24 protein-coding genes are annotated in these 22,392 nt (G+C 65.8%); 8 read left to right on the top strand and 16 right to left on the bottom strand.

Annotated features, from left to right (window positions below; genetic code table 11):
• The first annotated feature begins 34 nt into the window (after window positions 1–34).
• The 4 genes from lptE (at window position 35) to NJF35_RS20290 (ending at window position 3,384) form a co-directional block, all read left to right on the top strand.
• Window positions 35–640: an LPS assembly lipoprotein LptE gene (gene lptE, locus NJF35_RS20305; protein WP_225788689.1), complete on the top strand. Its 606-nt coding sequence runs from the start codon at window positions 35–37 to the stop codon at window positions 638–640.
• A 38-nt stretch (window positions 641–678) separates the two neighbouring features.
• Window positions 679–1,716, top strand: a complete 1,038-nt coding sequence (gene holA / locus NJF35_RS20300; protein ID WP_253091416.1) for a DNA polymerase III subunit delta — start codon at window positions 679–681, stop codon at window positions 1,714–1,716.
• A 126-nt stretch (window positions 1,717–1,842) separates the two neighbouring features.
• Entirely contained in the window at window positions 1,843–2,007 is a 165-nt protein-coding gene (gene arfA, locus NJF35_RS20295; RefSeq protein ID WP_196146209.1) for an alternative ribosome rescue factor ArfA, read from the top strand.
• A gap of 60 nt (window positions 2,008–2,067) precedes the next feature.
• Window positions 2,068–3,384 carry a lytic murein transglycosylase gene (locus NJF35_RS20290; protein ID WP_225788691.1) on the top strand — a complete coding sequence of 439 codons (1,317 nt, stop codon included), beginning with the start codon at window positions 2,068–2,070 and terminating at the stop codon, window positions 3,382–3,384.
• 47 nt (window positions 3,385–3,431) lie between these two features.
• On the opposite strand, the gene NJF35_RS20285 is transcribed toward NJF35_RS20290, so the two are convergent.
• The 13 genes from NJF35_RS20285 to NJF35_RS20225 all read right to left on the bottom strand — a co-directional run bounded on the left by NJF35_RS20285 (window position 3,432) and on the right by NJF35_RS20225 (window position 15,825).
• Window positions 3,432–4,370: an LD-carboxypeptidase gene (locus NJF35_RS20285; RefSeq protein WP_225788692.1), complete on the bottom strand. Its 939-nt coding sequence runs from the start codon at window positions 4,368–4,370 to the stop codon at window positions 3,432–3,434.
• A 109-nt stretch (window positions 4,371–4,479) separates the two neighbouring features.
• Window positions 4,480–5,496: a lipoyl synthase gene (lipA, locus tag NJF35_RS20280; RefSeq protein ID WP_225788693.1), complete on the bottom strand. Its 1,017-nt coding sequence runs from the start codon at window positions 5,494–5,496 to the stop codon at window positions 4,480–4,482.
• Between the two features lie 2 nt (window positions 5,497–5,498).
• The gene (lipB, locus tag NJF35_RS20275; RefSeq protein ID WP_225788694.1) at window positions 5,499–6,146 is read right to left on the bottom strand and encodes a lipoyl(octanoyl) transferase LipB; all 648 of its coding nucleotides are present in this window, start codon (window positions 6,144–6,146) and stop codon (window positions 5,499–5,501) included.
• A complete protein-coding gene (locus NJF35_RS20270; protein ID WP_225788695.1) occupies window positions 6,146–6,424 on the bottom strand; it encodes a DUF493 domain-containing protein in 279 nt (92 codons plus the stop codon). The genes lipB and NJF35_RS20270 overlap by 1 nt, the downstream gene beginning before the upstream one ends.
• Before the next feature lie 74 nt (window positions 6,425–6,498).
• Entirely contained in the window at window positions 6,499–7,659 is a 1,161-nt protein-coding gene (locus NJF35_RS20265) for a D-alanyl-D-alanine carboxypeptidase family protein (RefSeq protein WP_225788696.1), read from the bottom strand.
• 219 nt (window positions 7,660–7,878) lie between these two features.
• Window positions 7,879–8,877, bottom strand: a complete 999-nt coding sequence (locus NJF35_RS20260; RefSeq protein ID WP_225788821.1) for a septal ring lytic transglycosylase RlpA family protein — start codon at window positions 8,875–8,877, stop codon at window positions 7,879–7,881.
• On the bottom strand, window positions 8,877–9,887 hold the full coding sequence (gene mltB / locus NJF35_RS20255; protein WP_225788697.1) for a lytic murein transglycosylase B: 1,011 nt from the start codon (window positions 9,885–9,887) through the stop codon (window positions 8,877–8,879). Before mltB ends, NJF35_RS20260 begins: the two co-directional genes overlap by 1 nt.
• A 17-nt stretch (window positions 9,888–9,904) precedes the next feature.
• Window positions 9,905–11,008 carry a rod shape-determining protein RodA gene (gene rodA, locus NJF35_RS20250; protein ID WP_225788822.1) on the bottom strand — a complete coding sequence of 368 codons (1,104 nt, stop codon included), beginning with the start codon at window positions 11,006–11,008 and terminating at the stop codon, window positions 9,905–9,907.
• A gap of 38 nt (window positions 11,009–11,046) precedes the next feature.
• A complete protein-coding gene (gene mrdA, locus NJF35_RS20245; protein WP_225788698.1) occupies window positions 11,047–12,936 on the bottom strand; it encodes a penicillin-binding protein 2 in 1,890 nt (629 codons plus the stop codon).
• A 17-nt stretch (window positions 12,937–12,953) separates the two neighbouring features.
• Window positions 12,954–13,421, bottom strand: a complete 468-nt coding sequence (gene rlmH / locus NJF35_RS20240) for a 23S rRNA (pseudouridine(1915)-N(3))-methyltransferase RlmH (protein WP_225788699.1) — start codon at window positions 13,419–13,421, stop codon at window positions 12,954–12,956.
• Between the two features lie 9 nt (window positions 13,422–13,430).
• Window positions 13,431–13,850, bottom strand: coding sequence for a ribosome silencing factor (gene rsfS, locus NJF35_RS20235; RefSeq protein WP_225788700.1), 420 nt, complete (start codon window positions 13,848–13,850; stop codon window positions 13,431–13,433).
• A 42-nt stretch (window positions 13,851–13,892) separates the two neighbouring features.
• Complete coding sequence (gene nadD / locus NJF35_RS20230) at window positions 13,893–14,552, bottom strand: nicotinate-nucleotide adenylyltransferase (RefSeq protein ID WP_225788701.1); 660 nt, start codon at window positions 14,550–14,552, stop codon at window positions 13,893–13,895.
• Window position 14,553: 1 nt separating this feature from the next.
• Window positions 14,554–15,825 carry a glutamate-5-semialdehyde dehydrogenase gene (locus NJF35_RS20225; protein WP_225788702.1) on the bottom strand — a complete coding sequence of 424 codons (1,272 nt, stop codon included), beginning with the start codon at window positions 15,823–15,825 and terminating at the stop codon, window positions 14,554–14,556.
• A gap of 260 nt (window positions 15,826–16,085) precedes the next feature.
• Here NJF35_RS20225 and NJF35_RS20220 point away from each other — a divergent pair, with 260 nt between their 5' ends.
• The gene (locus NJF35_RS20220; protein WP_225788703.1) at window positions 16,086–16,778 is read left to right on the top strand and encodes a DNA-3-methyladenine glycosylase; all 693 of its coding nucleotides are present in this window, start codon (window positions 16,086–16,088) and stop codon (window positions 16,776–16,778) included.
• A gap of 4 nt (window positions 16,779–16,782) precedes the next feature.
• Window positions 16,783–18,099, top strand: a complete 1,317-nt coding sequence (locus tag NJF35_RS20215; protein WP_253091415.1) for a bifunctional DedA family/phosphatase PAP2 family protein — start codon at window positions 16,783–16,785, stop codon at window positions 18,097–18,099.
• A 117-nt stretch (window positions 18,100–18,216) separates the two neighbouring features.
• Here the strand turns inward: NJF35_RS20215 and NJF35_RS20210 are convergent, their stop codons facing one another.
• The 3 genes from NJF35_RS20210 to NJF35_RS20200 are packed head-to-tail and all read right to left on the bottom strand — an operon-like array spanning window position 18,217 to window position 19,892.
• Window positions 18,217–18,807, bottom strand: a complete 591-nt coding sequence (locus tag NJF35_RS20210) for an LON peptidase substrate-binding domain-containing protein (RefSeq protein ID WP_225788705.1) — start codon at window positions 18,805–18,807, stop codon at window positions 18,217–18,219.
• Window positions 18,808–18,816: 9 nt separating this feature from the next.
• On the bottom strand, window positions 18,817–19,533 hold the full coding sequence (locus NJF35_RS20205) for an LrgB family protein (RefSeq protein WP_225788706.1): 717 nt from the start codon (window positions 19,531–19,533) through the stop codon (window positions 18,817–18,819).
• Window positions 19,530–19,892 carry a CidA/LrgA family protein gene (locus tag NJF35_RS20200; protein WP_225788707.1) on the bottom strand — a complete coding sequence of 121 codons (363 nt, stop codon included), beginning with the start codon at window positions 19,890–19,892 and terminating at the stop codon, window positions 19,530–19,532. The genes NJF35_RS20205 and NJF35_RS20200 overlap by 4 nt, the downstream gene beginning before the upstream one ends.
• A gap of 167 nt (window positions 19,893–20,059) precedes the next feature.
• Here NJF35_RS20200 and NJF35_RS20195 point away from each other — a divergent pair, with 167 nt between their 5' ends.
• Both NJF35_RS20195 and NJF35_RS20190 read left to right on the top strand, forming a co-directional pair.
• Complete coding sequence (locus NJF35_RS20195) at window positions 20,060–20,515, top strand: MaoC family dehydratase (RefSeq protein ID WP_225788708.1); 456 nt, start codon at window positions 20,060–20,062, stop codon at window positions 20,513–20,515.
• Between the two features lie 139 nt (window positions 20,516–20,654).
• Window positions 20,655–22,388, top strand: coding sequence for a C13 family peptidase (locus NJF35_RS20190; protein WP_253091414.1), 1,734 nt, complete (start codon window positions 20,655–20,657; stop codon window positions 22,386–22,388).
• Window positions 22,389–22,392: the final 4 nt, after the last annotated feature.

Below are 22,392 nucleotides of genomic sequence, written 5' to 3'. Positions count from 1 at the left end.
GGCGGGCGGAACAGGCCCACGAGGGAGCTACAACATGATCAAACGCAATCTGCTGGTAATGGGCCTGGCCATCGTGCTCAGCGCCTGTGGTTTCCAGCTGCGCGGCACCGGCACCACCGAACTGGCCATCAAGGAGCTGGACGTCAGCGCCCGCAACGCCTACGGCGACACCGTGACCCAGTTGCGCCAGGTACTGCAGCGCAGCGGCGTCAACGTGCACGCCGGCGCCCCCTACCGCCTGGTGCTGACCGACGAACGGGAAACCCAGCGTGCCGCCACCTACAGCGGCGGCAGCCGTTCGGCCGAATACGAACTCACCACCGTGCTCAGCTACAGCATCCTGGGCCTGAACGACACCCAGCTGCTCAGCGACAAGCTGGAAGCCCGCAAGATCTACGTACACGACGGCGACAACATCACCGGCTCCGACCAGGAAGGCGCCCAGGCACGTGAAGAAATGCGCCGCGACCTGGTCCAGGGCATGGTGGTTCGCCTGCAAATGCTGACGCCGGCCCAACTGGACGAGCTGCAGCGTGACGCCGACGAGCGTGCCAAGGCCGAAGCCGAGGCCCTGGAGGCGGCGCGTCGCCTGCAGGACGAGACGCCGCAGCAGTCGCCCCTGGAAGTACCGGGCAACTGAGCCTGCACGAGGCACCTGCGGGTGCCTCGCCTATTCCCATGAAGCTCTCCCCCGCCCAGCTCAACAAACACCTGCAAGGCAACCTGGCCCCGGTCTACGTGGTCAGCGGCGATGACCCGCTGCTCTGCCAGGAGGCCGCCGATGCCATCCGCACGGCTGCACGCCAGCAGGGTTTCGACGAGCGCCAGGTCTTCAGTGCCGATGCCAACTTCGACTGGGGCAGCCTGCTCCAGGCCGGAGCCAGCCTGTCGCTGTTCGCCCAGCGGCGCCTGCTGGAGCTGCGTTTGCCCTCAGGCAAGCCCGGCGACAAGGGTGCCGCCGCGCTGATGGAGTACTGCGCCAACCCCGCCGAGGACACCCTGCTGCTGGTCAGCCTGCCCAAGCTCGATGGCAGTGCGCAGAAGACCAAGTGGGGCAAGGCGCTGATCGAGGGCGAGCATTGCCAGTTCATCCAGATCTGGCCGGTGGACGCCCAGCAGCTACCCCAGTGGATCAACCAGCGCCTGGCGCAGGCCGGCTTGTCTGCCCAGCGTGACGCGGTCGACCTGATCGCCGCACGGGTCGAAGGCAACCTGCTGGCTGCCGCCCAGGAGATCGAGAAGCTCAAGCTGCTGGCCGAAGGCAACCAGATCACCGTGGAAACCGTCCAGGCCGCTGTCGCCGACAGCGCTCGCTTCGATGTCTTCGGGCTGGTCGATGCCATCCTCAACGGCGAAGCGGCCCATGCCCTGCGCATGCTCGAAGGTTTGCGCGGCGAAGGCGTCGAGCCGCCGGTCATCCTCTGGGCCCTGGCCCGCGAGTTGCGCCAACTGGCGGGCCTGGCCCAACAGTTCAGCCAGGGCGTACCGCTGGACAAGGCGTTCAGCCAGGCCCGCCCACCGGTCTGGGACAAGCGCCGACCGCTGGTGAGCAAGGCCCTGCAACGCCTCTCGGCGCAACGTTGGACGCAATTGCTGCAGGATGCCCAAAGGATCGATGCGCAGATCAAGGGCCAGGCCGAGGGCTCGCCGTGGACTAGCCTGGCGCGGTTGTCGCTGCTGATGGCCGGGCAGCGGCTGACCTTGCCGCCTGAGTGAGCCATTCGCGGGCAAGCCTGCTCCCACAGGGTCGTGGGCCGCTATCCGACCATAAACACAATCAATTGGCCCCCGCCCCCACATCGCCTTAGAGTGCCCCCGAAGTCCACCCACCGGGATGCCACCATGAGCAAGAAGCCGAAGAAACACGGCCCGAACAAGGCCAAGTCCATCGTCGCCCAACCACTGTTCCGCTGCCGCCAGGAACGACCGAACAAGGGCAAGGGCAGCTACCGCCGCGAAGCCTTCCAATCGAGAGATTGGGAGGCTTCTTGCTTTTTGGCCGCATGAAGGCAGGAAATGCCCAGGCATGGTATGGTCGGCACCTGAACTGCAATTCTGGATCTGTGCATGTCCCTCCGTCTTTCCCTTCGCTGGCCCCATCGCCAGCTGATCGCGGTCTCCAGCTTCATCCTGCTTGTCGCCTGCGCGGAAAAGCCCACCGCCGCCGACGCCCTGCCGCTGGCGCCTGCCCAGCCCGCTCCCGCCGTGAGCCTGCCCGGCACCACGCCTGACCTCAGCACCGAAATCCAACCCCTGCAGACCTTCGCCCAATGGCAGGCCGGCTTCCGCCAGCAAGCCCTGCAGGCCGGTATCCGCGCCAGCACCTTCGATCGCGCCTTCCTCGGCGTCACGCCAGACATGGACGTGGTCAAGGCCGACCGCAGCCAGCCGGAATTCACCCGGCCGGTCTGGGAATACCTGGAGGGCGCACTGTCGCCACTGCGCGTGCGCAACGGCAAGCGGCTGCTCGAGCAGCACGCCGACCTGCTGTCGCGCATCGAGCAGCGCTATGGCGTGGACCGCCAGGTACTGGTTGCGGTCTGGGGCATGGAAAGCAACTTCGGCCAGTTCCAGGGCAACAAGTCGGTGATCCGCTCCCTGGCCACCCTGGCCTATGAAGGCCGCCGCCCACAGTTCGCCCAGGACCAGTTGATCGCCGCCCTGCAGATCCTGCAGAACGGCGATATCCAGCCAGAGGCCATGCGTGGCTCATGGGCCGGCGCCATGGGCCAGACCCAGTTCATCCCGACCACCTACAACACCCATGCGGTGGACTTCGACGGCGATGGTCGCCGCGACATCTGGAACAGCACCGCCGACGCCCTCGCCTCGACCGCGCACTACCTGCAAAGCTCCGGCTGGAAGCGTGGCCAGCCTTGGGGCTTCGAGGTCCAGGTACCTGCGGGCTTCGATTACTGGCTGGCCGATGGCGCCCAGCGCAAGAGTGTCAGCGAATGGCTGCAACTGGGCGTGAAACTGCCCTTGGGCACCCGCCTGCCCGCCGGCAGCGACCAGCTCTCCGCTGCCCTGCTGCTGCCCGCCGGTGCCCGAGGCCCGGCGTTCCTGGTGCTGGACAACTTCCGCGCGATCCTCAGGTACAACAATTCCTCGTCCTATGCCCTGGCGGTCAGCCTGTTGGGCGATCGCTTCTCGGGCTGGGGCTTCATCGCCGGCAACTGGCCCAAGCAAGACCTGCCCCTGAGCCGTAGCGAGCGTATCGAGTTGCAGAAGCTGCTCAATGCCAACGGGCATGAGGCTGGCAATGCCGATGGCATCATCGGCGCCAACACTCGCAAGGCCATTCGCAATGCCCAGCAGACGCTGGGCTGGCCGGCGGACGGGTATCCGACGCACAAGCTGCTGGACAGCCTGCGCCGTCGCTGATGCAGCAGGGGCCGCGCGAAGCGGCCCCAAGCGCGACAAAGCTGCGCTCAACACTCGAACAGCGCTTGCTCCAACACCAGCCTGTGCTGCGCACTGTCCAGCCTCACCCTGGCCCCCAGCGGCAGGCACAGGTTCGGGTCACAATGCCCACTGCGCCACCCGGCCAGCACGGGCACGCCCAAGGGCCCGAAGATACCCTTCAGCAGCGGTGCCATCGCCGCCACCGTGATCCCGGCGAAATCCCCCACCAGCACACCCCGCACGCCCTCCAGCTTCCCCGCCAGACGCAGTTGGGTAAGCAGGCGGTCGACCCGATACAGCGGCTCGTTGACGTCCTCGATGAACAGGATGCCACCCTGCGTGTCGACCTCCGCCAGGGTGCCGAGGGTCGCACCGAGCAACGACAGGTTGCCGCCGACCAGTCGCCCCTGGGCACGGCCCGGCACCACGCAGGTCAATGGATAGGCTGGCGGGTGCGCGATGACGTCCCCCTCCCCCAGTTGCCCACCGAGCTGCTCGAACAGAGAACTCTCGGTCGGCTCGAGCTTGGCACCCAGCAAATCGGCATTGAGCATCGCGCCATGGAAGGTGATCAACCCTGCATGCCGGTTGATCGCCGTATGCAACGCGGTGACGTCGCTATAGCCCACCAGCGGCTTGGGGTGGCGACGAACCAAGTCGAAATCGAGGCGATCCAGCAACCGCATGCTGCCGTACCCACCCCGCATGCACAGGATGGCGTCGATATCCGGCGCCCTGAACGCAGCATGCAGGTCTTGCAGGCGCTGCTCGTCGCTACCAGCCAGATAACCATCCGCTTGCAACACCCCAGGATAAATCCGGCACTGGTACCCCCGACGCTCGAACCACCGGCAAGCCTTGTCGGCATCCAGCCGCGCCGGCCCCGCCGGCGCGACGATGGCGAAACGGGCATTACCCGGCAAGGCCACAGGCAACCGTGATCCCACGGTCTCGACGCAATTCATCACACGACTCCTCATGGCTTGTCGCTTGAAGCTTGAAGCTTGCCGCTCGAAAACAAAAATGCCGATGCGGCCTCACGGCCCACATCGGCATCGGTCACTCCCGCCGCGCTCAGAGCTTGATCTTGGCTTCGTGAGCCTGCTGGTCGGCATGGTAGGAGGAACGCACCAGCGGGCCAGAAGCGACGTTCTTGAAGCCCAGGCGATAACCTTCCTCGGCGAACCAGGCGAAGGTGTCCGGGTGCACGAAGCGCTGCACCGGCAGGTGGTTGCGCGACGGCTGCAGGTACTGGCCGAGGGTCAGCATGTCGATGTCGTGCTCGCGCATGCGGTGCATCACCTCGATGACCTCGTCGTCGGTCTCGCCCAGGCCCAGCATGATGCCGGACTTGGTCGGCACGTGCGGAACCATCTGCTTGAACTTCTGCAGCAGGTCGAGCGACCAGTCGTAGTCCGACCCCGGGCGCGCGGCCTTGTACAGGCGCGGGACGGTCTCGAGGTTGTGGTTGAACACATCCGGCGGCTCCTTCGCGGTGATCTCCAGGGCCACGTCCATGCGCCCACGGTAGTCGGGCACCAGGGTTTCCAGCTGGATGCCGGGCGACAGGGCACGGATCTCGCGGATGCAGTCGGCGAAGTGCTGGGCACCACCGTCACGCAGGTCGTCGCGGTCCACCGAGGTGATCACCACGTACTTCAGGCGCAGGTCGGCGATGGCGATCGCCAGGTTCTTCGGCTCGTCGAGGTCCAGCGGCTTCGGCCGGCCATGGCCGACATCGCAGAACGGGCAGCGACGGGTGCAGATGTCACCCATGATCATGAAGGTCGCGGTGCCGCCGGAGAAGCATTCGCCCAGGTTCGGGCAGGACGCTTCCTCGCACACGCTGTGCAGCTTGTGCTTGCGCAGCAGTTGCTTGATCCGGTCGACCTCTGGGGATACCGGGATGCGCACGCGGATCCAGTCGGGTTTTTTCGGCAGTTCTTCGGTGGGGATGATCTTCACCGGGATGCGCGCCACCTTCTCGGCGCCACGCAGCTTCACGCCCGCTTCCACCTTCTTCGGCGCGGGGCGCGGGGTGACATCCTGGGTGGGTATCAGGTTCGGCACGGCTTCTTGCACAGTTGTCATATTCAGTCGATTCCGCCCGTGAGGGTCGTCTGCTCAGCGTAGTCGAGGTGCCTGACCAGCTGTCCGCGCAGCCTTGTCCTGACCTCGGAGAGTTCGATCGGGCCTGCCAGGTCGCGCAGCTGGGTCATGGCCAGCCCCGCATACCCGCAGGGGTTGATTCGGCGGAATGGCGCCAGGTCCATGTCCACGTTCAAGGCAAGGCCGTGGAAGGAACGACCATTGCGAATACGCAGGCCGAGGGAGGCGATCTTCGCCCCGTCGACATACACCCCAGGCGCGTCGGGCTTGGCCGCGGCCTGGACATCGTAGCTGGCGAGCAGGTCGACCAGGCTCCGCTCGATGCGGTTGACCAGGTCGCGCACGCCAAACCCCAGGCGACGCACATCCAGCAGCAGGTAGGCCACCAATTGCCCGGGGCCGTGGTAGGTCACCTGCCCGCCGCGGTCGGTCTGCACCACCGGGATCTCGCCGGGCACCAACAGGTGCTCGGCCTTGCCGGCCTGGCCCTGGGTGAACACTGGCGGATGCTCCACCAGCCAGACTTCGTCAGGGCTTTGCGGGGTACGCTGCTCGGTGAAGCGACGCATGGCTTCCAGCACCGGCTCGTAGGGCTGCAGGCCGAGATCGCGAAAACCGAGGCACGTCGACATCACAGCACCATGTGCACGATGCCGGTGGCACGCAGGGCGCTGTTGATATCCCGCAACTGGTCTTCGCTGGTGGCGACGATGTGCAGTTGCACGGTGGTGTACTTGCCATTGCTGCTCTGGCGCTCGGCCAGGCTCTTCATGTCGACCTGTGCGTGTTTCTTGAGGATCTCGATGACGGTGTCCCGGAAGTTGACGACGGTGTCACCGATTACCTTGATGGCATAGTCGGGGCAGGGAAATTCGATCTTTGGCGACTTGACGTCTTCTTGTTCGCTCATGGCGGAAACGGCCTCGCAAGCCGTGGCAACAACAATGCCCCCGCGATCGAGCGCAGGGGCATGCAGGTCACGTATCAGTTGAACAACCCGTAGAAGAATAGACGAATGCTATCCCACATACGGCGGAAGAAGCCACCTTCCTCCACGCCGTCGAGGGCGATGAGGTCGGCGCTGTGGACCACTTTCTCGTCCAGTTTGACTTCCACTTTGCCGATCACGTCACCTTTGGCGATAGGCGCGGTCAGCTGCGGGTTCATGGTCATGGAAGCCTGCAGGCGCTTGAGCTGGCCCTTGGGCAGGGTCAGGGTCAGGTCGTTGGCAAGGCCCGCTTTCACCTGGCCGGTGGCGCCTTTCCAGACCGGGGCCTGGGTCAGCTCGGTACCCTTCTGGTAGAAGGTCTGGGTTTCGAAGAAGCGGAAACCGTAGGTCAGCAGCTTCTGGGTCTCGGCGGCACGGGACTGCTCGCTGTTGGTGCCGAACACCACGGCGATCAGGCGCTGGCCGTCGCGCACGGCCGAGGCGACCATGCAGTAGCCGGCTTCCTCGGTGTGGCCGGTCTTCAGGCCATCGACGGTCTTGTCACGCCACAGCAGCAGGTTGCGGTTGGGCTGCTTGATGTTGTTCCAGAAGAATTCCTTCTGCGAATAGATGGCGTAGTGGGCCGGGTCTTCGTCGATGATCGCGCGGGCCAGGACCGCCATGTCGTGCGCCGAGGAGTAGTGCTCCGGGTGCGGCAGGCCGGTGGGGTTCATGAAGTGACTGTTGGTCATGCCCAGGTCGGCGGCGGTCTTGTTCATCATGTCGGCGAAGGCATCTTCGCTGCCGGCGATGTGCTCGGCCAGGGCGACGGAGGCATCGTTGCCCGACTGGATGATGATGCCATGCAGCAGGTCGCTGACGCTGACCTGGCTGCCGACCTTGATGAACATGCGCGAGCCGCCGGTACGCCAGGCGTTTTCGCTGACGGTCACCGGATCGTTCTCGCCGATCTGGCCGCGACGGATGTCCAGGGTGGCGATGTAGGCGGTCATCAGCTTGGTCAGGCTGGCCGGCGGCAGGCGCTCGTCACCGTTGTTCTCGACCAGCACGCTGCCGCTGGACGCATCCATGAGTACATAGGACTTGGCAGCCAGCTGCGGCGGCGACGGCATCATCTGCTCCGCCGCGAAGGCAGCGGGAGTGATCATCAGCAGTACAGGCAGGCAAAGTCGTTTGGCAAGGTTGGTGATGTTCATCCGTCTCTCGTAAATCGCTAATGGTCTGATGCCCCAAGGGCAAGGGTTCCCTGGCCAGCGGCAAAAACGGCCATTGTACATGGCCGCGCCCGCCGATTCATGACAAAACCGACAGCCTACTTCAGCGGCGAGCTTCAAGCTGCAAGAGAAAAGCGGATCGGTGTGGAAGCTGCTTTTTCTTGCGGCTCGACGCTTGTGGCTTGAAGCTGTGCGCCCCGGCTAGTCCGCGGTTACCAGCTTGGCCTGGCCCAGATTGGCCAGGCGCACGCTGTCCTGCATCTGCTGGACTTCGCCCTGGCTGTTGATCGGCCCCAGGCGCACCCGGTGCAGGGTCTGCTGGTTGCGCACGATGGAGCTGATGAATACCGGCGCGCTGACCATGGTGCTGAGCTTGGCACGCAGCAGCTCGGCGGCGTCCGGGTTGGCGAACGCCCCTACCTGCAGGTACATGCCACCGTTGTTGTTCGGTACGCTGCCGCCGCCGACCTGCACCGGCACCACCGCCGCGGCGTGCTGCTGCGGTGGCGGCGTCCATTGCTCGACCTTGCCGGTGCTGGCCGGGACCGCCTGGGCCTGGGCCACCTGCGGCTCCTTGAGCACCAACGGTGCCGGGCGGCCGCGCGCGGCCCACCACTGCTGCGGGTCGATGCCTTCGACACGTACCCGGGCGGTGCCGCTCTCGGCGTAGCCGAGCTTCTTGGCCGCGGCGTAGGACAGGTCGATGATGCGGTCCGAATAGAACGGGCCACGGTCGTTGACCCGCAGGATCACACTGCGCTGGTTGTCCAGGTTGGTCACCCGCACGTAGGCCGGCAGCGGCAGGGTCTTGTGCGCCGCGCTCATGCCGTAGAGATCGTAGACCTCGCCGTTGGCGGTGTTCTGGCCGTGGAACTTGGTGCCGTACCAGGAGGCGATGCCTTCGGCGCGGTAGTTGCGCGAATCCTGGATCGGGTAGTAGGTCTTGCCCAGGACGGTGTACGGGTTGGCCTTGTACGCGCCGGTGTGCACGGTCGGCGTCGCGTCGGGGATCTTCGACACGTCCACGTCCCACCAGGGCGCACCGTCCTTGTGGGCACGGTTGATGTCCAGGCCCGGCTGCGAGCGGACCACATTGCCGCTCTGCTGGGTGGGCCGGCTGGAGGAGCAGCTGGCCAGGACCAGGCCGACGGCCACGCAGGTCAGCAGCTTGAGCGAATGGAAAGAAAAGAATACGCGCATCATTTGACGCCCCGTGCAAGAACCAGCTGTTCCGAGAGCTGATGCACCGCCATGGCGTACATCACGCTGCGGTTGTAGCGCGTGATCGCATAGAAGTTCTTCATGCCCATCCAATATTCCGGACCATTGTCGCCCTCGAGCCTGAAGGCCGTGACCGGCAGATCATCGCGCAGCGCATCATGACTCGACCAGCCCAGGGCTCGCAACTCCCCGACTGTCTTCACCGGCTCGATACCGCTGGTCAAGCCTTCGTCGACCCGCTCGCCGCGCACCATGGCGCGGCTGACCACCGGCTCCCCGGCCACCCAGCCATGGCGCTTGAAATAGCTGGCGACACTGCCGATGGCATCGTCCGGGTTGTTCCAGATGTTGATGTGGCCGTCGCCGTCGAAATCCACGGCGTAGCTGCGGAAACTGCTCGGCATGAACTGCGGCAGGCCCATGGCGCCAGCGTAGGAGCCCTTGAGGGTGAGCGGGTCGAGCTGCTCCTCACGCGCCAGCAACAGGTACTCGCGCAGCTCCTTGCGGAAGAAGTCGGCCCGTGGCGGATAGTCGAAGCCCAGGGTCGAGAGGGCATCGATGACCCGGAAGTTGCCGGTGTTGCGGCCGAAGAAGGTCTCCACGCCGATGATCGCCACGATCACCTGGGCCGGCACGCCATACTCCTGCTCGGCACGGGCCAGGGTCGCCTCGTGCTGGCGCCAGAAGTCCACACCACGGGCGATGCGCGCATCGCTGATGAACATCGGCCGGTATTCCTTCCACGGTTTGACCCGCTCGGCCGGCCGCGAGATCGCGTCGAGGATCGACTGCTTGCGCCGCACCTCGCGGAACAGATCCATCAACTGTTCACCGGCGAAGCCATAGTCGCGGGTCATCTCGCCGACGAACTCGGCCACCTGGGGCGAGCCTTCGTAGTCGCCGGCATTGGCCTGCTGGACAGCGCCGAACAGGCCCACCGCGCCGATCCACGGCACACAACGGGCAGCCCAGCCACGCACTGCTTGCATGAAATTCTTCACCTTATTCAAACCTGTGCGATCCACTTGCGGTGCGTGTGGATCGACATCAGAACGCCAAACGCTGACAGCAGCGTCACCAACGAAGTTCCGCCATAGCTGATGAAGGGCAGCGGCACGCCCACCACGGGCAGAAGGCCGCTGACCATACCGATATTGACGAACACGTATACAAAGAAGGTCATGGTCAGGCTGCCCGCCAGCAGCTTGCCGAACAAGGTCTGGGCCTGGGCCGTGATCACCAGGCCACGGCCGATCAGCAGCAGGTAGATCAACAGCAGCAGGCAGATGCCGATCAAGCCGAACTCCTCGCCGAGCACGGCGATGATGAAGTCGGTATGGCTCTCCGGGAGGAAGTCCAGGTGCGACTGGGTGCCCAGCAGCCAGCCCTTGCCGAACACGCCACCGGAGCCGATCGCCGCCTTGGACTGGATGATGTTCCAGCCGGTGCCCAGCGGGTCGCTCTCCGGATCGAGGAAGGTCAGCACGCGCTGCTTTTGGTAGTCGTGCATGACGAAGAACCACATGGCCACCGCCACCGGCACCGCGGCGGTGACCACGCTGATGATCCAGCGCCAGCGCAGGCCGCCCATGAACAGCACGAAGGCGCCCGAGGCGAGGATCAGCAGCGCCGTGCCCAGGTCTGGCTGGCGGACGATGAGGATGAACGGCACGCCGATCAGCACCAGGCTGATCGCCACGTGCTTGAGGTCGGGCGGCAGGGTGCGCTTGGACAGGTACCAGGCGAGGGTCGCCGGCATGATGATCTTCATGAACTCCGAGGGCTGGAAGCGGATCACCCCGGGGATATTGATCCAGCGTGTCGCCCCCATGGCGTTGTGGCCCATGACGTCCACCACGATCAACAGCAGCACCCCACCCACATAGGCCAGCGGTACCCAGCGCGCCATGAAGCGCGGCTCGAGCTGGGCGATGATGAACATCGACACCAGGCCGATACCGAACGAAGTGGCCTGCTTCATCAGCAGGTCCCAGTTCTTGCCGCTGGCCGAATAGAGGACGAACAGGCTGCCGGCCGCCAGGGTCAGCAGGATGACCAGCAGCGGGCCGTCGACGTGGATGCGCTGCAGGAAGCTGGCGCGCCGACGCATCACGTCCTCGCTGGAAAGCATGCGATCGAAATTGTTCTTCACGGGGCCGATTCCTGGGCGACGGTGGCGGGAGCGAATTCAGGCTTGAGCCGGCCGTGCTCGTCGAGCAGCCAGGCGTCCATCACCTGGCGGACCACTGGCGCGGCGACGCCGGAGCCGGATTCGCCGTTCTCGACCATCACCGCCACCACGATCTTCGGCGATTCGGCCGGGGCGAAGGCGACGAACAGAGCGTGGTCGCGGTGACGCTCCTGGAGTTTGTTGCGGTCGTATTTCTCGCCCTGCTTGATCGCCACCACCTGGGCGGTGCCGCTCTTGCCGGCGATGCGGTACTGGGCACCGAGCGCGGCTTTGCGCGCGGTGCCACGGGCGTTGTGCATCACCTGCTCCATGCCGTGGGTGACCTTGGCCCAGTCGGACTTGTCGCGCAGGACGATGTCTTCCATCGGGTTCTCGTCCACCGGTGGCTTGCCTTCGATGGTCTTGGCCAGGTGCGGGCGGTTCCACTTGCCCTTGTTGGCGATCAGCGCGGTGGCCTGGGCCAGTTGCAGGGGCGTGGCCTGCATGTAGCCCTGGCCGATGCCGAGGATCAGGGTCTCGCCGGGGAACCAGGCCTGGCGGCGGGTCGCGCGCTTCCACTCGCGGGACGGCATCAGCCCGGAGGACTCCTCGAACATGTCGAGCGACACCCGGCGACCGATACCGAACTTGTTCATGTAGGTGGACAGGCGGTCGATGCCCATCTTGTGCGCCAGGTCGTAGAAGTAGGTATCGTTGGAACGCATGATCGCCGTGTCCAGGTCGACCCAGCCATCGCCGCTACGGTTCCAGTTGCGGTACTTGTGGTCGTAGTTGGGCAACTGGTAGTAGCCCGGGTCGAACACCCGGCTGCTGGCGGTGACCACGCCGCTGTCCAGGCCGGCGATGGCCACCGCCGGTTTGATCGTCGAGCCAGGCGGATAGAGGCCACGCAACACACGGTTGAACAGCGGCCGGTCGATCGAGTCACGCAGTTCGGCATAGGCCTTGAAGCTGATGCCGGTGACGAACAGGTTGGGGTCGAAGCTCGGCTGGCTGACCATCGCCAGCACTTCGCCGGTGCGCGGATCGAGGGCCACCACGGCCCCACGACGCCCGCCCAGGGCCGCCTCGGCAGCCTCCTGCAACTTGATGTCGAGACTCAGGACGATGTCCTTGCCCGGGATCGGGTCGGTGCGCTTGAGCACCCGCAACACCCGGCCGCGGGCATTGGTCTCGACCTCCTCGTAGCCGACCTGGCCGTGCAGCTCGTCTTCGTAGAAGCGCTCGATGCCGGTCTTGCCGATATGGTGGGTGCCGCTGTAGTTGACCGGGTCGAGGGCCTTGAGCTCCTTCTCGTTGATCCGCCCGACGTAGCCGACCGAGTGGGCGAAATGCGCGCCCTGCGGGTAATGGCGCACCAGTTGCGCGGCCACGTCCACGCCCGGCAGGCGGAACTGGTTCACCGCAATACGGGCGATCTGCTCCTCGTTCAGCTCGAACAGGATCGGCACCGGCTCGAACGGCCGGCGCCCCTGCTTCATGCGTTTCTCGAACAGGGCGCGGTCGTCGGGGGTCAGTTCCAGGACCTCGACGATCGTGTCCAGCACCTGGTGCCAGTCACCGGCGCGCTCGCGGGTCATGGTCAGGCTGAAGCTGGGACGGTTGTCGGCGATGATCACCCCGTTGCGGTCGAAGATCAGCCCGCGGGTCGGCGGGATCGGCTGCACGTGCACCCGGTTGTTCTCCGACAGGGTGGAGTGGTAGTCGTACTGGATGACCTGCAGGTAGTACAGCCGCGCGATCAGCACGCACACCAGCAGCATGATCGCCACCGCACCGACCACGACGCGGTTGCGCACCAAACGGGCGTCTTTCTCGTGGTCCTTGAGACGAATCGGCTGCGACATCGGGCGGGCTTAGAGGCTCATTTGTGGTAGGGGTGCCCGGACAGCACGGTCCAGGCGCGGTAGATCTGTTCGCCGATCAGTATCCTTACCAGCGGATGCGGCAGGGTCAGCGGCGACAGCGACCAGCGTTGTTCGCTGCGCGCGCAGACTTCCGGCGCCAGGCCCTCGGGGCCGCCCACCATGAGGTTGACCGTGCGCGCATCCAGGCGCCAGCGGTCCAGCTCGCTCGCCAGTTGCTCGGTGCTCCAGGGCTTGCCATGGACCTCGAGGGTGACGATGCGCTCCCCCGGCTGCACCTTGGCCAGCATGGCCTCGCCCTCCTGGCGGATCAGACGGGCGACGTCGGCGTTCTTGCCACGGGTGTTCAGCGGGATTTCCACCAGCTCGAGCGGCAGCTCCGGGGGCAGGCGCTTGGCATACTCATGCCAACCGTCCTCGACCCAGCGGGGCATGCGCGAGCCGACCGCGATCAGGCGCAGGCGCACGGCGCGACCTCAGCCCCGGTCCTTGAGGTTTTCGGCGTAGCTGTGGGTGTTCTCCGGGCTGTGGTGCTTGCCATCGGCGGAGCGGCTCTGCTCGGCCCCCAGCCACAGGCGCTCGAGGTCGTAGAACTGGCGCGCAGCGGCAGTCATCATGTGCACGATGACGTCGTTGAGGTCCAGCAGGACCCAGTCGCTGTCGCCCTTGCCTTCCTCGCCCAGGGGCTGCACGCCCTGCTGCTTGACGATCTCGCGGACCTTCTCGGCCATCGCGTTGATCTGCCGGTTGGAAGTACCGGTGGCGATGATCATGTAGTCGGTCAGGCTGTGCTTGTCGCGCACGTCGATGACCTGGATGTCCTGGGCCTTGACTTCTTCCAGGGCCGATTTGGCCATGTTGACCAATTCTTCGCCGTTGATTTTCTGCTTGCTCATAAGAAACTCGTTCAACTCATTGAATGAGGCGCCTGGGCGCCGTCAGTGCGACGCACGGTAAAGGTCGTGCGCCTCGATATAGGCCAGTACTGCGTCCGGCACCAGGAACCGCACCGACTTGCCGCTGGCCAGCAGCTGTCGGATCTGTGTGGCCGACACCGCGAGCGGCGTCTGCCAGACGAACGAAATGTGCCCCGCCGGGCCGGACATGGCGGTGGGATCGCTCTCCGAGCGCGCCGCCAGCAGGTTGCGCAGCTCGTCAGGGGGTTCGACATCGGCATCCGGGCGTTGCAGCACCAGGATGTGACAGTGTTGCAGCAGCTCCTCCCAGCGATGCCAGCCGGGCAGGCCGCAGAACGCGTCCCAGCCCAGCACCAGGAACAGCTGGTCGTCGGCGTCCAGTTCGGCGCGGATCGACTCGAGCGTATCGATGGTGTACGACGGCTTGTCGCGGGCCAGCTCACGGGCATCCACGCTCAGCCGCCCGACGCCCTGCACCGCGCTGCGCACCATGGCCAAGCGGTCCTGTGCCTGCACCTGGGGAGTGTCGCGGTGTGGCGGCCGGGCGTTGGGCAACAGGCGCAGCTCGTCCAGTTCCATGAGCTCGGCCACCTCCAGCGCGCTGCGCAGGTGGCCGATGTGCACGGGGTCGAAGGTACCACCGAGAATGCCGATGCGCCGGACTGCCTGGGCCTTGCTCAACTCAGCAGGACTCCTGGCCGCGCAATTGGCCGTCGCCGATCACCAGGTACTTCTCGCAGGTCAGGCCTTCCAGGCCGACCGGGCCACGGGCGTGCAGCTTGTCGGTGGAAATGCCGATTTCCGCGCCCAGGCCGTACTCGAAGCCGTCGGCGAAGCAGGTCGGCGCATTGAGCATCACCGACGCCGAGTCGACCTCGGCCATGAAGCGCCGGGCCTGGCCCTGGTGCTCGGTGATGATCGCGTCGGTGTGGTGCGAGCCGTAGTGGTTGATGTGCTCGATGGCCTGGTCCAGGCCGTCGACCACGCGGATCGACAGGATCGCCGCCAGGTACTCGGTGTGCCAGTCATCTTCGCTGGCAGGCTTGGCCTCGATGATCGCCTGGGTGCGCGGGCAACCGCGCAGCTCGACGCCCTTCGCCTGGAAGCGACGGGCCATTTCCGGGAGGAAGGCCTCGGCGACGCTGGCATCGACCAGCAGGGTCTCCATGGCGCCGCAGATGCCGTAGCGGTAGGTCTTGGCGTTGAAGGCCACGCTCCAGGCCTTGTCCAGGTCGGCATGCTGGTCGACATACACGTGGCAGATACCATCCAGGTGCTTGATCACCGGCACCCGGGCATCGCGGCTGATGCGCTCGATCAGGCCACGGCCACCGCGCGGGACGATGACGTCGACGAACTCTGGCATGCTGATCAGCGCCCCCACCGCCTCGCGGTCGGTAGTCTCGACCACCTGGACTACCGCGGCCGGCAAGCCGGCTTCGGCCAGGCCGCGCTGGATGCAAGCGGCGATGGCGCGGTTGGAGTGGATGGCCTCGGAACCGCCGCGCAGGATGGTGGCGTTGCCGGACTTCAGGCACAGGCTGGCCGCGTCGATGGTCACGTTCGGCCGCGACTCGTAGATGATCCCGATCACCCCGAGCGGTACGCGCATCTTGCCCACCTGGATGCCCGACGGGCGGTAGCTCATGTCGCGGATGGCACCGACCGGATCTGGCAGGCCAGCCACCTGGCGCAGACCGGTGATCATGCCGTCGATGCGGGCCGGGGTCAGCGCCAGGCGGTCGAGCAGGGCGGGTTCCAGGCCATTGGCGCGGCCGGCGGCCAGGTCCAGTTCGTTGGCTGCGGCGAGCTCGGCGCGGGCGGCGTCCAGCGCCTCGGCGGCGGCCTGCAGGGCACGGTTCTTCTGCGCGGTACTGGCACGACCGATCACGCGCGAGGCAGCGCGGGCGGCGCGACCCAGGCGGGTCATGTAGTCAAGAACGGACTCAGTCATGGGCTCGGTGTCTTGGCAAAGGGGAAATCGGCTGATTATAACTGGCACGCTCGGGTACGCCCAGCGGCGGGAGGCGGATGGTAGAAAATGGCCGACGGGAACAGGCAGGAAAGATGTAACCGGCCTTATCGAAATCGCTCCTTCACGGGCCCCCTGCAGGATTTGGCCAATGCTGGGGGCGCGAATCGACCCCATCGGTTCAGCCGCGCGCCAGCCAATAGTTGCTATCATCCCCAGCTTCACCACCACGAACCGACAGTATGCAAGATCCAGCCCCCTGCCCGGCCCGTGCCCTGCCCGACAGCTTCTTCGACCGCGACGCCCAGACCCTGGCCAAGGCCCTGCTGGGCAAGGTCATCCGCCACCGCCACGGCGACCTCTGGCTGGCCGCGCGGATCATCGAGACCGAAGCCTACTACCTGACCGACAAGGGCAGCCACGCCTCGCTCGGCTATACGGAAAAACGCAAGGCCCTGTTCCTCGACGGTGGCCACATCTACATGTACTACGCCCGTGGCGGCGACTCGCTGAACTTCAGCGCCCAAGGCCCGGGCAACGCGGTGCTGATCAAGTCCGCCTACCCCTGGGTGGACGCCATCTCCGATGCCAACAGCCTGGCGCAGATGCAGTTGAACAACCCCGACGCCAGTGGCAACCTGCGCCCGGCCGAGCGCCTGTGCGCCGGCCAGACCCTGCTGTGCCGGGCCATGGGCCTGAAGGTGCCGAACTGGGACGCCAGGCGCTTCGACCCCGAGCACCTGTACGTCGAGGACTGCGGCATCCCGGTACCGCGCGTGGTCCAGACCACCCGCCTGGGCATCCCCCACGGCCGCGACGAACACCTGCCCTACCGCTTCGTGGATGCCGAGTTCGCCCGCTTCTGCACGCGCAACCCGCTGCGCCGGGGCCAGGTCGAAGGACGCGACTTCTTCATCCTCGAACAAGGAAGCTGACACCATGGGCCAATGGCTCGACAGCCTGACCGGCTGGCTCAGCGCCAACCCGCAGTGGCTTGGCCTGGCAATTTTCCTGATCGCCTGCGTGGAGTGCCTGGCCATCGCCGGCATCATCGTACCGGGTACCGTCCTGCTGTTCGCTGTCGCCATGCTCGCCGGCAGCGGCGGCTTCAGCCTGGGCGAAACCCTGCTGCTGGGGCTGCTCGGCGGCCTGTTGGGGGACGCCTTGTCGTATGGGCTCGGCAAGTATTTCCACCAGAACATCCGGCGCCTGCCATTGCTGCGCCATCATCCGGAGTGGATCGGCAGCGCCGAAGCCTATTTCCACCGCTATGGCATCGCCAGCCTGCTGGTGGGGCGTTTCATCGGCCCGCTGCGGCCGATGCTGCCGATGGTCGCCGGCATGTTCGACATGCCGCTGCCGCGCTTCATCGCCGTCAGCCTGGTGGCCGGCGCCGGCTGGTCGGTGGCCTACCTGCTGCCCGGCTGGGCCACCGGAGCGGCCATGCGTCTGCCCTTGCCGGAGGGGTTCTGGCTGGATGCCGGTATCATCGCCGGCACCCTGGCCGTGGTGATCGGCCTGAGCCTGGGCAGCAGCCTGCGCGACCAGCGCCATGGCACCCGGCTGATCGCCAGCCTGAGCCTGATCGCCCTGGTGGCCTTGTTCCTCGGCTGGCCCCACCTGCACGAGTTCGACCAGGGCGTGATGACCCTGGTCCAGGAGCATCGCAGCCAGGCCATCGACAGCGCCGTGGTGCTGGTCACCCGGCTGGGCGACTTCCGCACCCAGTTGTTCCTTGGCGCCCTGCTCACTGGCCTTCTGCTGCTAGCACGGCAATGGCGTCATGCCTTGCTCGCTGGCAGCGCGCTGATGGGCACGGCGATCGCCAATGGCACGCTGAAATGGCTGTTCGCCCGGGCTCGTCCAGAAGTGCTGAGCGATCCGCTGACCAGCTACAGCATGCCCAGCGGGCACAGTTCGGCATCGTTCGCGTTCTTCCTGGTGATGGCATTGCTGGCTGGTCGTGGCCAACCGCCACGCATGCGCCTGACCTGGGTGCTGCTGGGCAGCCTGCCGGCCTTGGCGATCGCCCTGTCGCGGGTCTACCTGGGTGCGCACTGGCCCACCGACATCCTGGCCGGGGGGCTGCTGGCCTGCTGCGTGTGCGCACTCAGCCTGACCCTGGTGCAGCACCGCCAGCCGCTGGGTGCCTTGCCGCCACGGGTGTGGTGGCTGGTGTTGCCGGCCTGTATCGCCCTGATGGCGTTCTTCGCCTTGTACGCCCTGCCCCAGGCACTGTTGCGCTACCAGTACTGAAGGTCAGCGTCGCTCTTTTCGCGGGCAAGCCCGCTCCCACAAGTACAGCGCCGCTTTCAAGGGCTGCGGTGAACCTGTGGGAGCGGGCTTGCCCGCGAAAGGTGCGACGCAAAACACTCAGGCGAACAATTCACCCTGGATGCGCTCGAGCAGGGTCTGGATCGCCTCCAGTCGCTGCTGCGGCGAGTCGATCGCCAGCAGGTCGAGCTTGTCCTCTTCCATGAACGGCAACAGGTAGGCCAACTGGTTGGCCAGGGATTGCCTACCCTCCACTGGCCGTGGCATGTCCAGCGCCGCCACCATGGGGTGCTCACCCAAGGCCTGGAGCAACGCCAGCAGGTCGTGGTCCTGTTCGGCCAGGGCGCTGTCCGCCAGCTCCGGCAGCCAGTGCACCTCGCCGACCACGAGCTGGTCCTTTTGCACTTCGGTGCGCTCCACCCGGAAACGCCGCACACCTTCCACGCGAATACCCAGCAGGCCGTTGTCCTGCTGCTCGAAATCGCGGATCAACGCTTCGCAACCGACCGAAGCCACCGCTGGCGGCGCCTTGCCCACCTGCTCGCCTTCGAGGATGCACACCACGCCGAAGCCGCCGCCCTGCTTCATGCAGCGGCCGATCATGTCCAGGTAGCGCGCCTCGAAGATCTGCAGGTCGAGCATGCAGCCGGGAAACAACACGGTATTGAGGGGAAACAGCGGTAGCATCATCTCGATTCCTCAAGCCACCAGGCTGACCGCCAACGGCAGGAATACCGCCGTGGCCACCCCCATCAGGCTCATCGCCAACGCGGCGAAGGCGCCGCATTCGTCACTTTCCTGCAAGGCCACCGACGTGCCCACCGCATGGGCGGTCACGCCCAGCGACATGCCGCGCGCCTCGGGGCTGAGCACACCGAAGCGAGTCAGCAGCGCCGGCCCGAAGATCGCCCCGATCACCCCGGTGATCAGCACGAACACCGCCGCCAGGGCCGCCACCCCGCCGATCTGCTCGGCCACCAGCATGGCGATCGGCGATGTCACCGACTTCGGCGCCATGGTCATCAGGATCATGTGTTCGGCACCGAACCACGCACCCAGCAACAGGCAGGCCACGGTGGCGAACAGACCTCCGACTACCAGCGTAGTAAATGTCGGCCAGAACAGTTGGCGGATCCGCCGCAGGTTGAGGTAGAGCGGCACGGCCAGGGCCACCGTGGCGGGGCCCAGGAGGATGTTGAGGATCTCGGTGCTTTTGCGATATTCGGCGTAGTCGATGCCACAGCCCAGCAACACACCGATGACCAGCAGCATCGACACCAGCACCGGCTGCAGGAAGATCCAGCGGGTCTTCTCGTAGGCGGCCAGCACCACCTGGTAGGCGCCCAGGGTGATACCGATGCCGAACAGCGGATGGTGGATGACCGCATCGAGCGCGCCCTGCCAGTCGAGCATCATGGCTGCTCCTTGCGCTTGCCATGGCGCTGCATGAGCCTTTGCATCAGCACCCCGACGAAGACCAGGGTCACCAGGCAAGAGATCACCAGGGCACCGACGATGGCCCAGAAGTCCGCGGCGATGTCCCTGGCGTAGACCATCACACCGACCGCCGGTGGCACCAGCAGCAGCGGCAGGTAGCGCAACAGGCTGGTGGACGCCTCGTTCAGTGGCTTGCCGACCTCGCCACGCAGCATCAGGAACACCAGCAACAGCAGCAGGCCGATGATCGGCCCTGGCAGGATCGGCAGCAGCAGATGATTGATCGCCGTGCCCAGCAGTTGAAACAACACCAGCCAGGTCAAACCGCGCAACAGCATAGGGATCTCCTTCGAGCGTTGCCGCCATTATAAGCACGCTAAACCACGCCTATAAGCCGATATACAGCGAAAAGCGGTCAGCTTGACTGAAACGGTTCGCCGTGCTGATCTTGCACTTTCGTACCAGATCAAGCTTTTCGAACAGCAAGACAACCTGGAGAGTCGCGATGCCCTATGTACCCGTTGCAGCGCTATCGCAGTATGTCGGCAAGGAACTGGGACGTTCCGACTGGCTGACGATCGATCAGCAGCGTATCGACCTGTTCGCCGAAGCCACTGGCGATTTCCAGTTCATCCATGTCGATCCCGAGAAGGCGGCGCAAACCCCGTTCGGCACCACCATCGCCCACGGTTTCCTGACCCTGTCGCTGATCCCCAAGCTGATGGAGGACATCCTGGTACTGCCCGAAGGCCTGAAGATGGTGGTCAACTACGGCCTGGACAGCGTGCGCTTCATCCAGCCGGTGAAGGTGGACAGCAAGGTGCGGCTCAAGGTCGAGCTGAGCGATGCCAGCGAAAAGAAACCGGGGCAATGGCTGCTCAAGGCCATCGCCACCCTGGAGATCGAGAGCGAGGAGAAACCGGCCTATATCGCCGAGTCCCTGTCGCTCTGCTTTGTCTAGTGGTGGGTCAGTCGAGCGAGGTGTTGTGATGTGAGGGCCGCGTCGCGAAAGGGGCGCGAAGCGGCCCTAATTGCTCACTGCCTGTCTCCAACCACCTGTTCTGCGGCATACTCGGCAGATCTTTTGCCTGGATCCCGCCATGCGTCCACTGCTGCCCCTCGCGCTGTTACTGCTGCTCGCCGCCTGCGGCGACGGCGAACCCCTGTCGCCGCCGGATGCCCGCCTGCCCGATGGCGGCCGCTACCGCGGCGAGGTGATCGATGGCCTGCTGCAGGGCGAAGGGCGCATCGACTATCCCAATGGCAGCTGGTACGCCGGGACCTTCAAGGATGGCCAGTGGCACGGCCAGGGCGAGTGGCACGGCAGCAACGGCGAGGTCTATCGGGGCCAGTTCGCCGAGGGGCTGTTCCATGGGCTGGGCGACCTGACCACCCCCGGCAGCCATTATGCCGGCACCTTCAAGCATGGCCGGCGCGATGGCGAAGGCACCCTCCGGCAGAACGACCAGACCTATCGCGGCCAGTTCAAGGACGACCAGTACGAAGGCGCCGGCCAGCTGGAACTGGCCGACGGCAGCCGCTACCAGGGCCTGTTCGCCAAGGGCAAGCCCAACGGCGCCGGCGTGCGCAGCGACGCCAGCGGCAACCAGTTCAGCGGCCGTTTCGTCGATGGCCTGCTGCAAGGCAGCGGCACCTACGACAGCGTCGAGGGCGAGCAGTACATCGGCGAGTTCAAGGACAACCGCCTGGAAGGCCGGGGCCGCTACGAGAACGCCGACGGCGATGTGTGGATCGGCAACTTCAAGGACGGCTCGCTCGATGGCGAGGGCGAATTGCTCGGCAGCGACGGCAGCCGCTACAAGGGCCACTTCCGTGACTGGCGCTTTTCCGGCAAGGGCCACCTGCTGCTGGCCGACGGCACCCAGTACATCGGCGGTTTCGCCAACGACGCCTACCAGGGCCGTGGACGCCTGACCCTCCCGGGTGGGCGGGTCGAAAGCGGCTACTGGATCAACGGCGTGCGCGTGCGCGACGAAAAGGGCAGGCTGCTGCCCGACCCGCTCGACCTGGCCCTGCTCAACCAGGGCCGGCTGCTACAGGAGGCCCTGGCCAAGGTGCCGAGCTCGGTCCCGCCGATCCAGTTGTACAGCCTGGTCGTGGCCGGCGATGGGCAGCAGAGCGTGTTCCTGCGCGAGGCCGACTACGTCAGCAACATGCTCCGGGTACGCTTCGGGGCTCGCGGCCAGGTGACGCTGGTCAACCACCGCGACCACCTGAGCGACCGGCCCATGGCCACCCGCGAGAACCTCACCCGCGCCGCCCAGACCCTGGCCGAGCGCAGCGGCCCGGAAGACCTGGTGTTCATCTACCTGACCAGCCACGGCAGCCCGGATCACCAGTTGGTGCTCGACCAGCCGCGCCTGCAACTGGCCGACCTCTCCGCCGACGAACTGGCCGGCGCCCTGGCACCACTGAAGGACCGCGACAAGATAATCGTCATCTCCGCCTGCTATTCAGGGGGCTACATCGCCCCGCTCAAGGACGACCGGACCCTGATCATGACTGCGGCACGCCCCGACCGGGTGTCCTTCGGCTGCTCGGAAGAGGCCGACTTCACCTATTTCGGCGACGCCCTGTTCGCCGAGGCGCTGAACCAGACGGACGACCTGAAACAGGCGTTCGAACTGGCCCGCCGCAGCGTTGCCGAACGTGAAAGGAGGGAAGGCTTCGAGGCCTCGGAGCCGCAGCTCTGGGCGCCGCCAACGGTCCTTGCGCACTGGCAGCGATTGCGCCAGCAGCAAGCCGAGGAAGCCTTGCGCAACAAGGCACAGCCAACCGCGGGTGGGCAGGCGAAAACGCCGGGCACCCACTAAGCTG

Source organism: Pseudomonas guariconensis, from assembly GCF_024127895.1.
In the GTDB taxonomy this organism is placed as follows: domain Bacteria; phylum Pseudomonadota; class Gammaproteobacteria; order Pseudomonadales; family Pseudomonadaceae; genus Aquipseudomonas; species Aquipseudomonas guariconensis_B.
The sequence above is the reverse complement of the archived record's forward strand: the minus strand, read 5'-3'. Positions and strand labels throughout refer to the sequence as shown.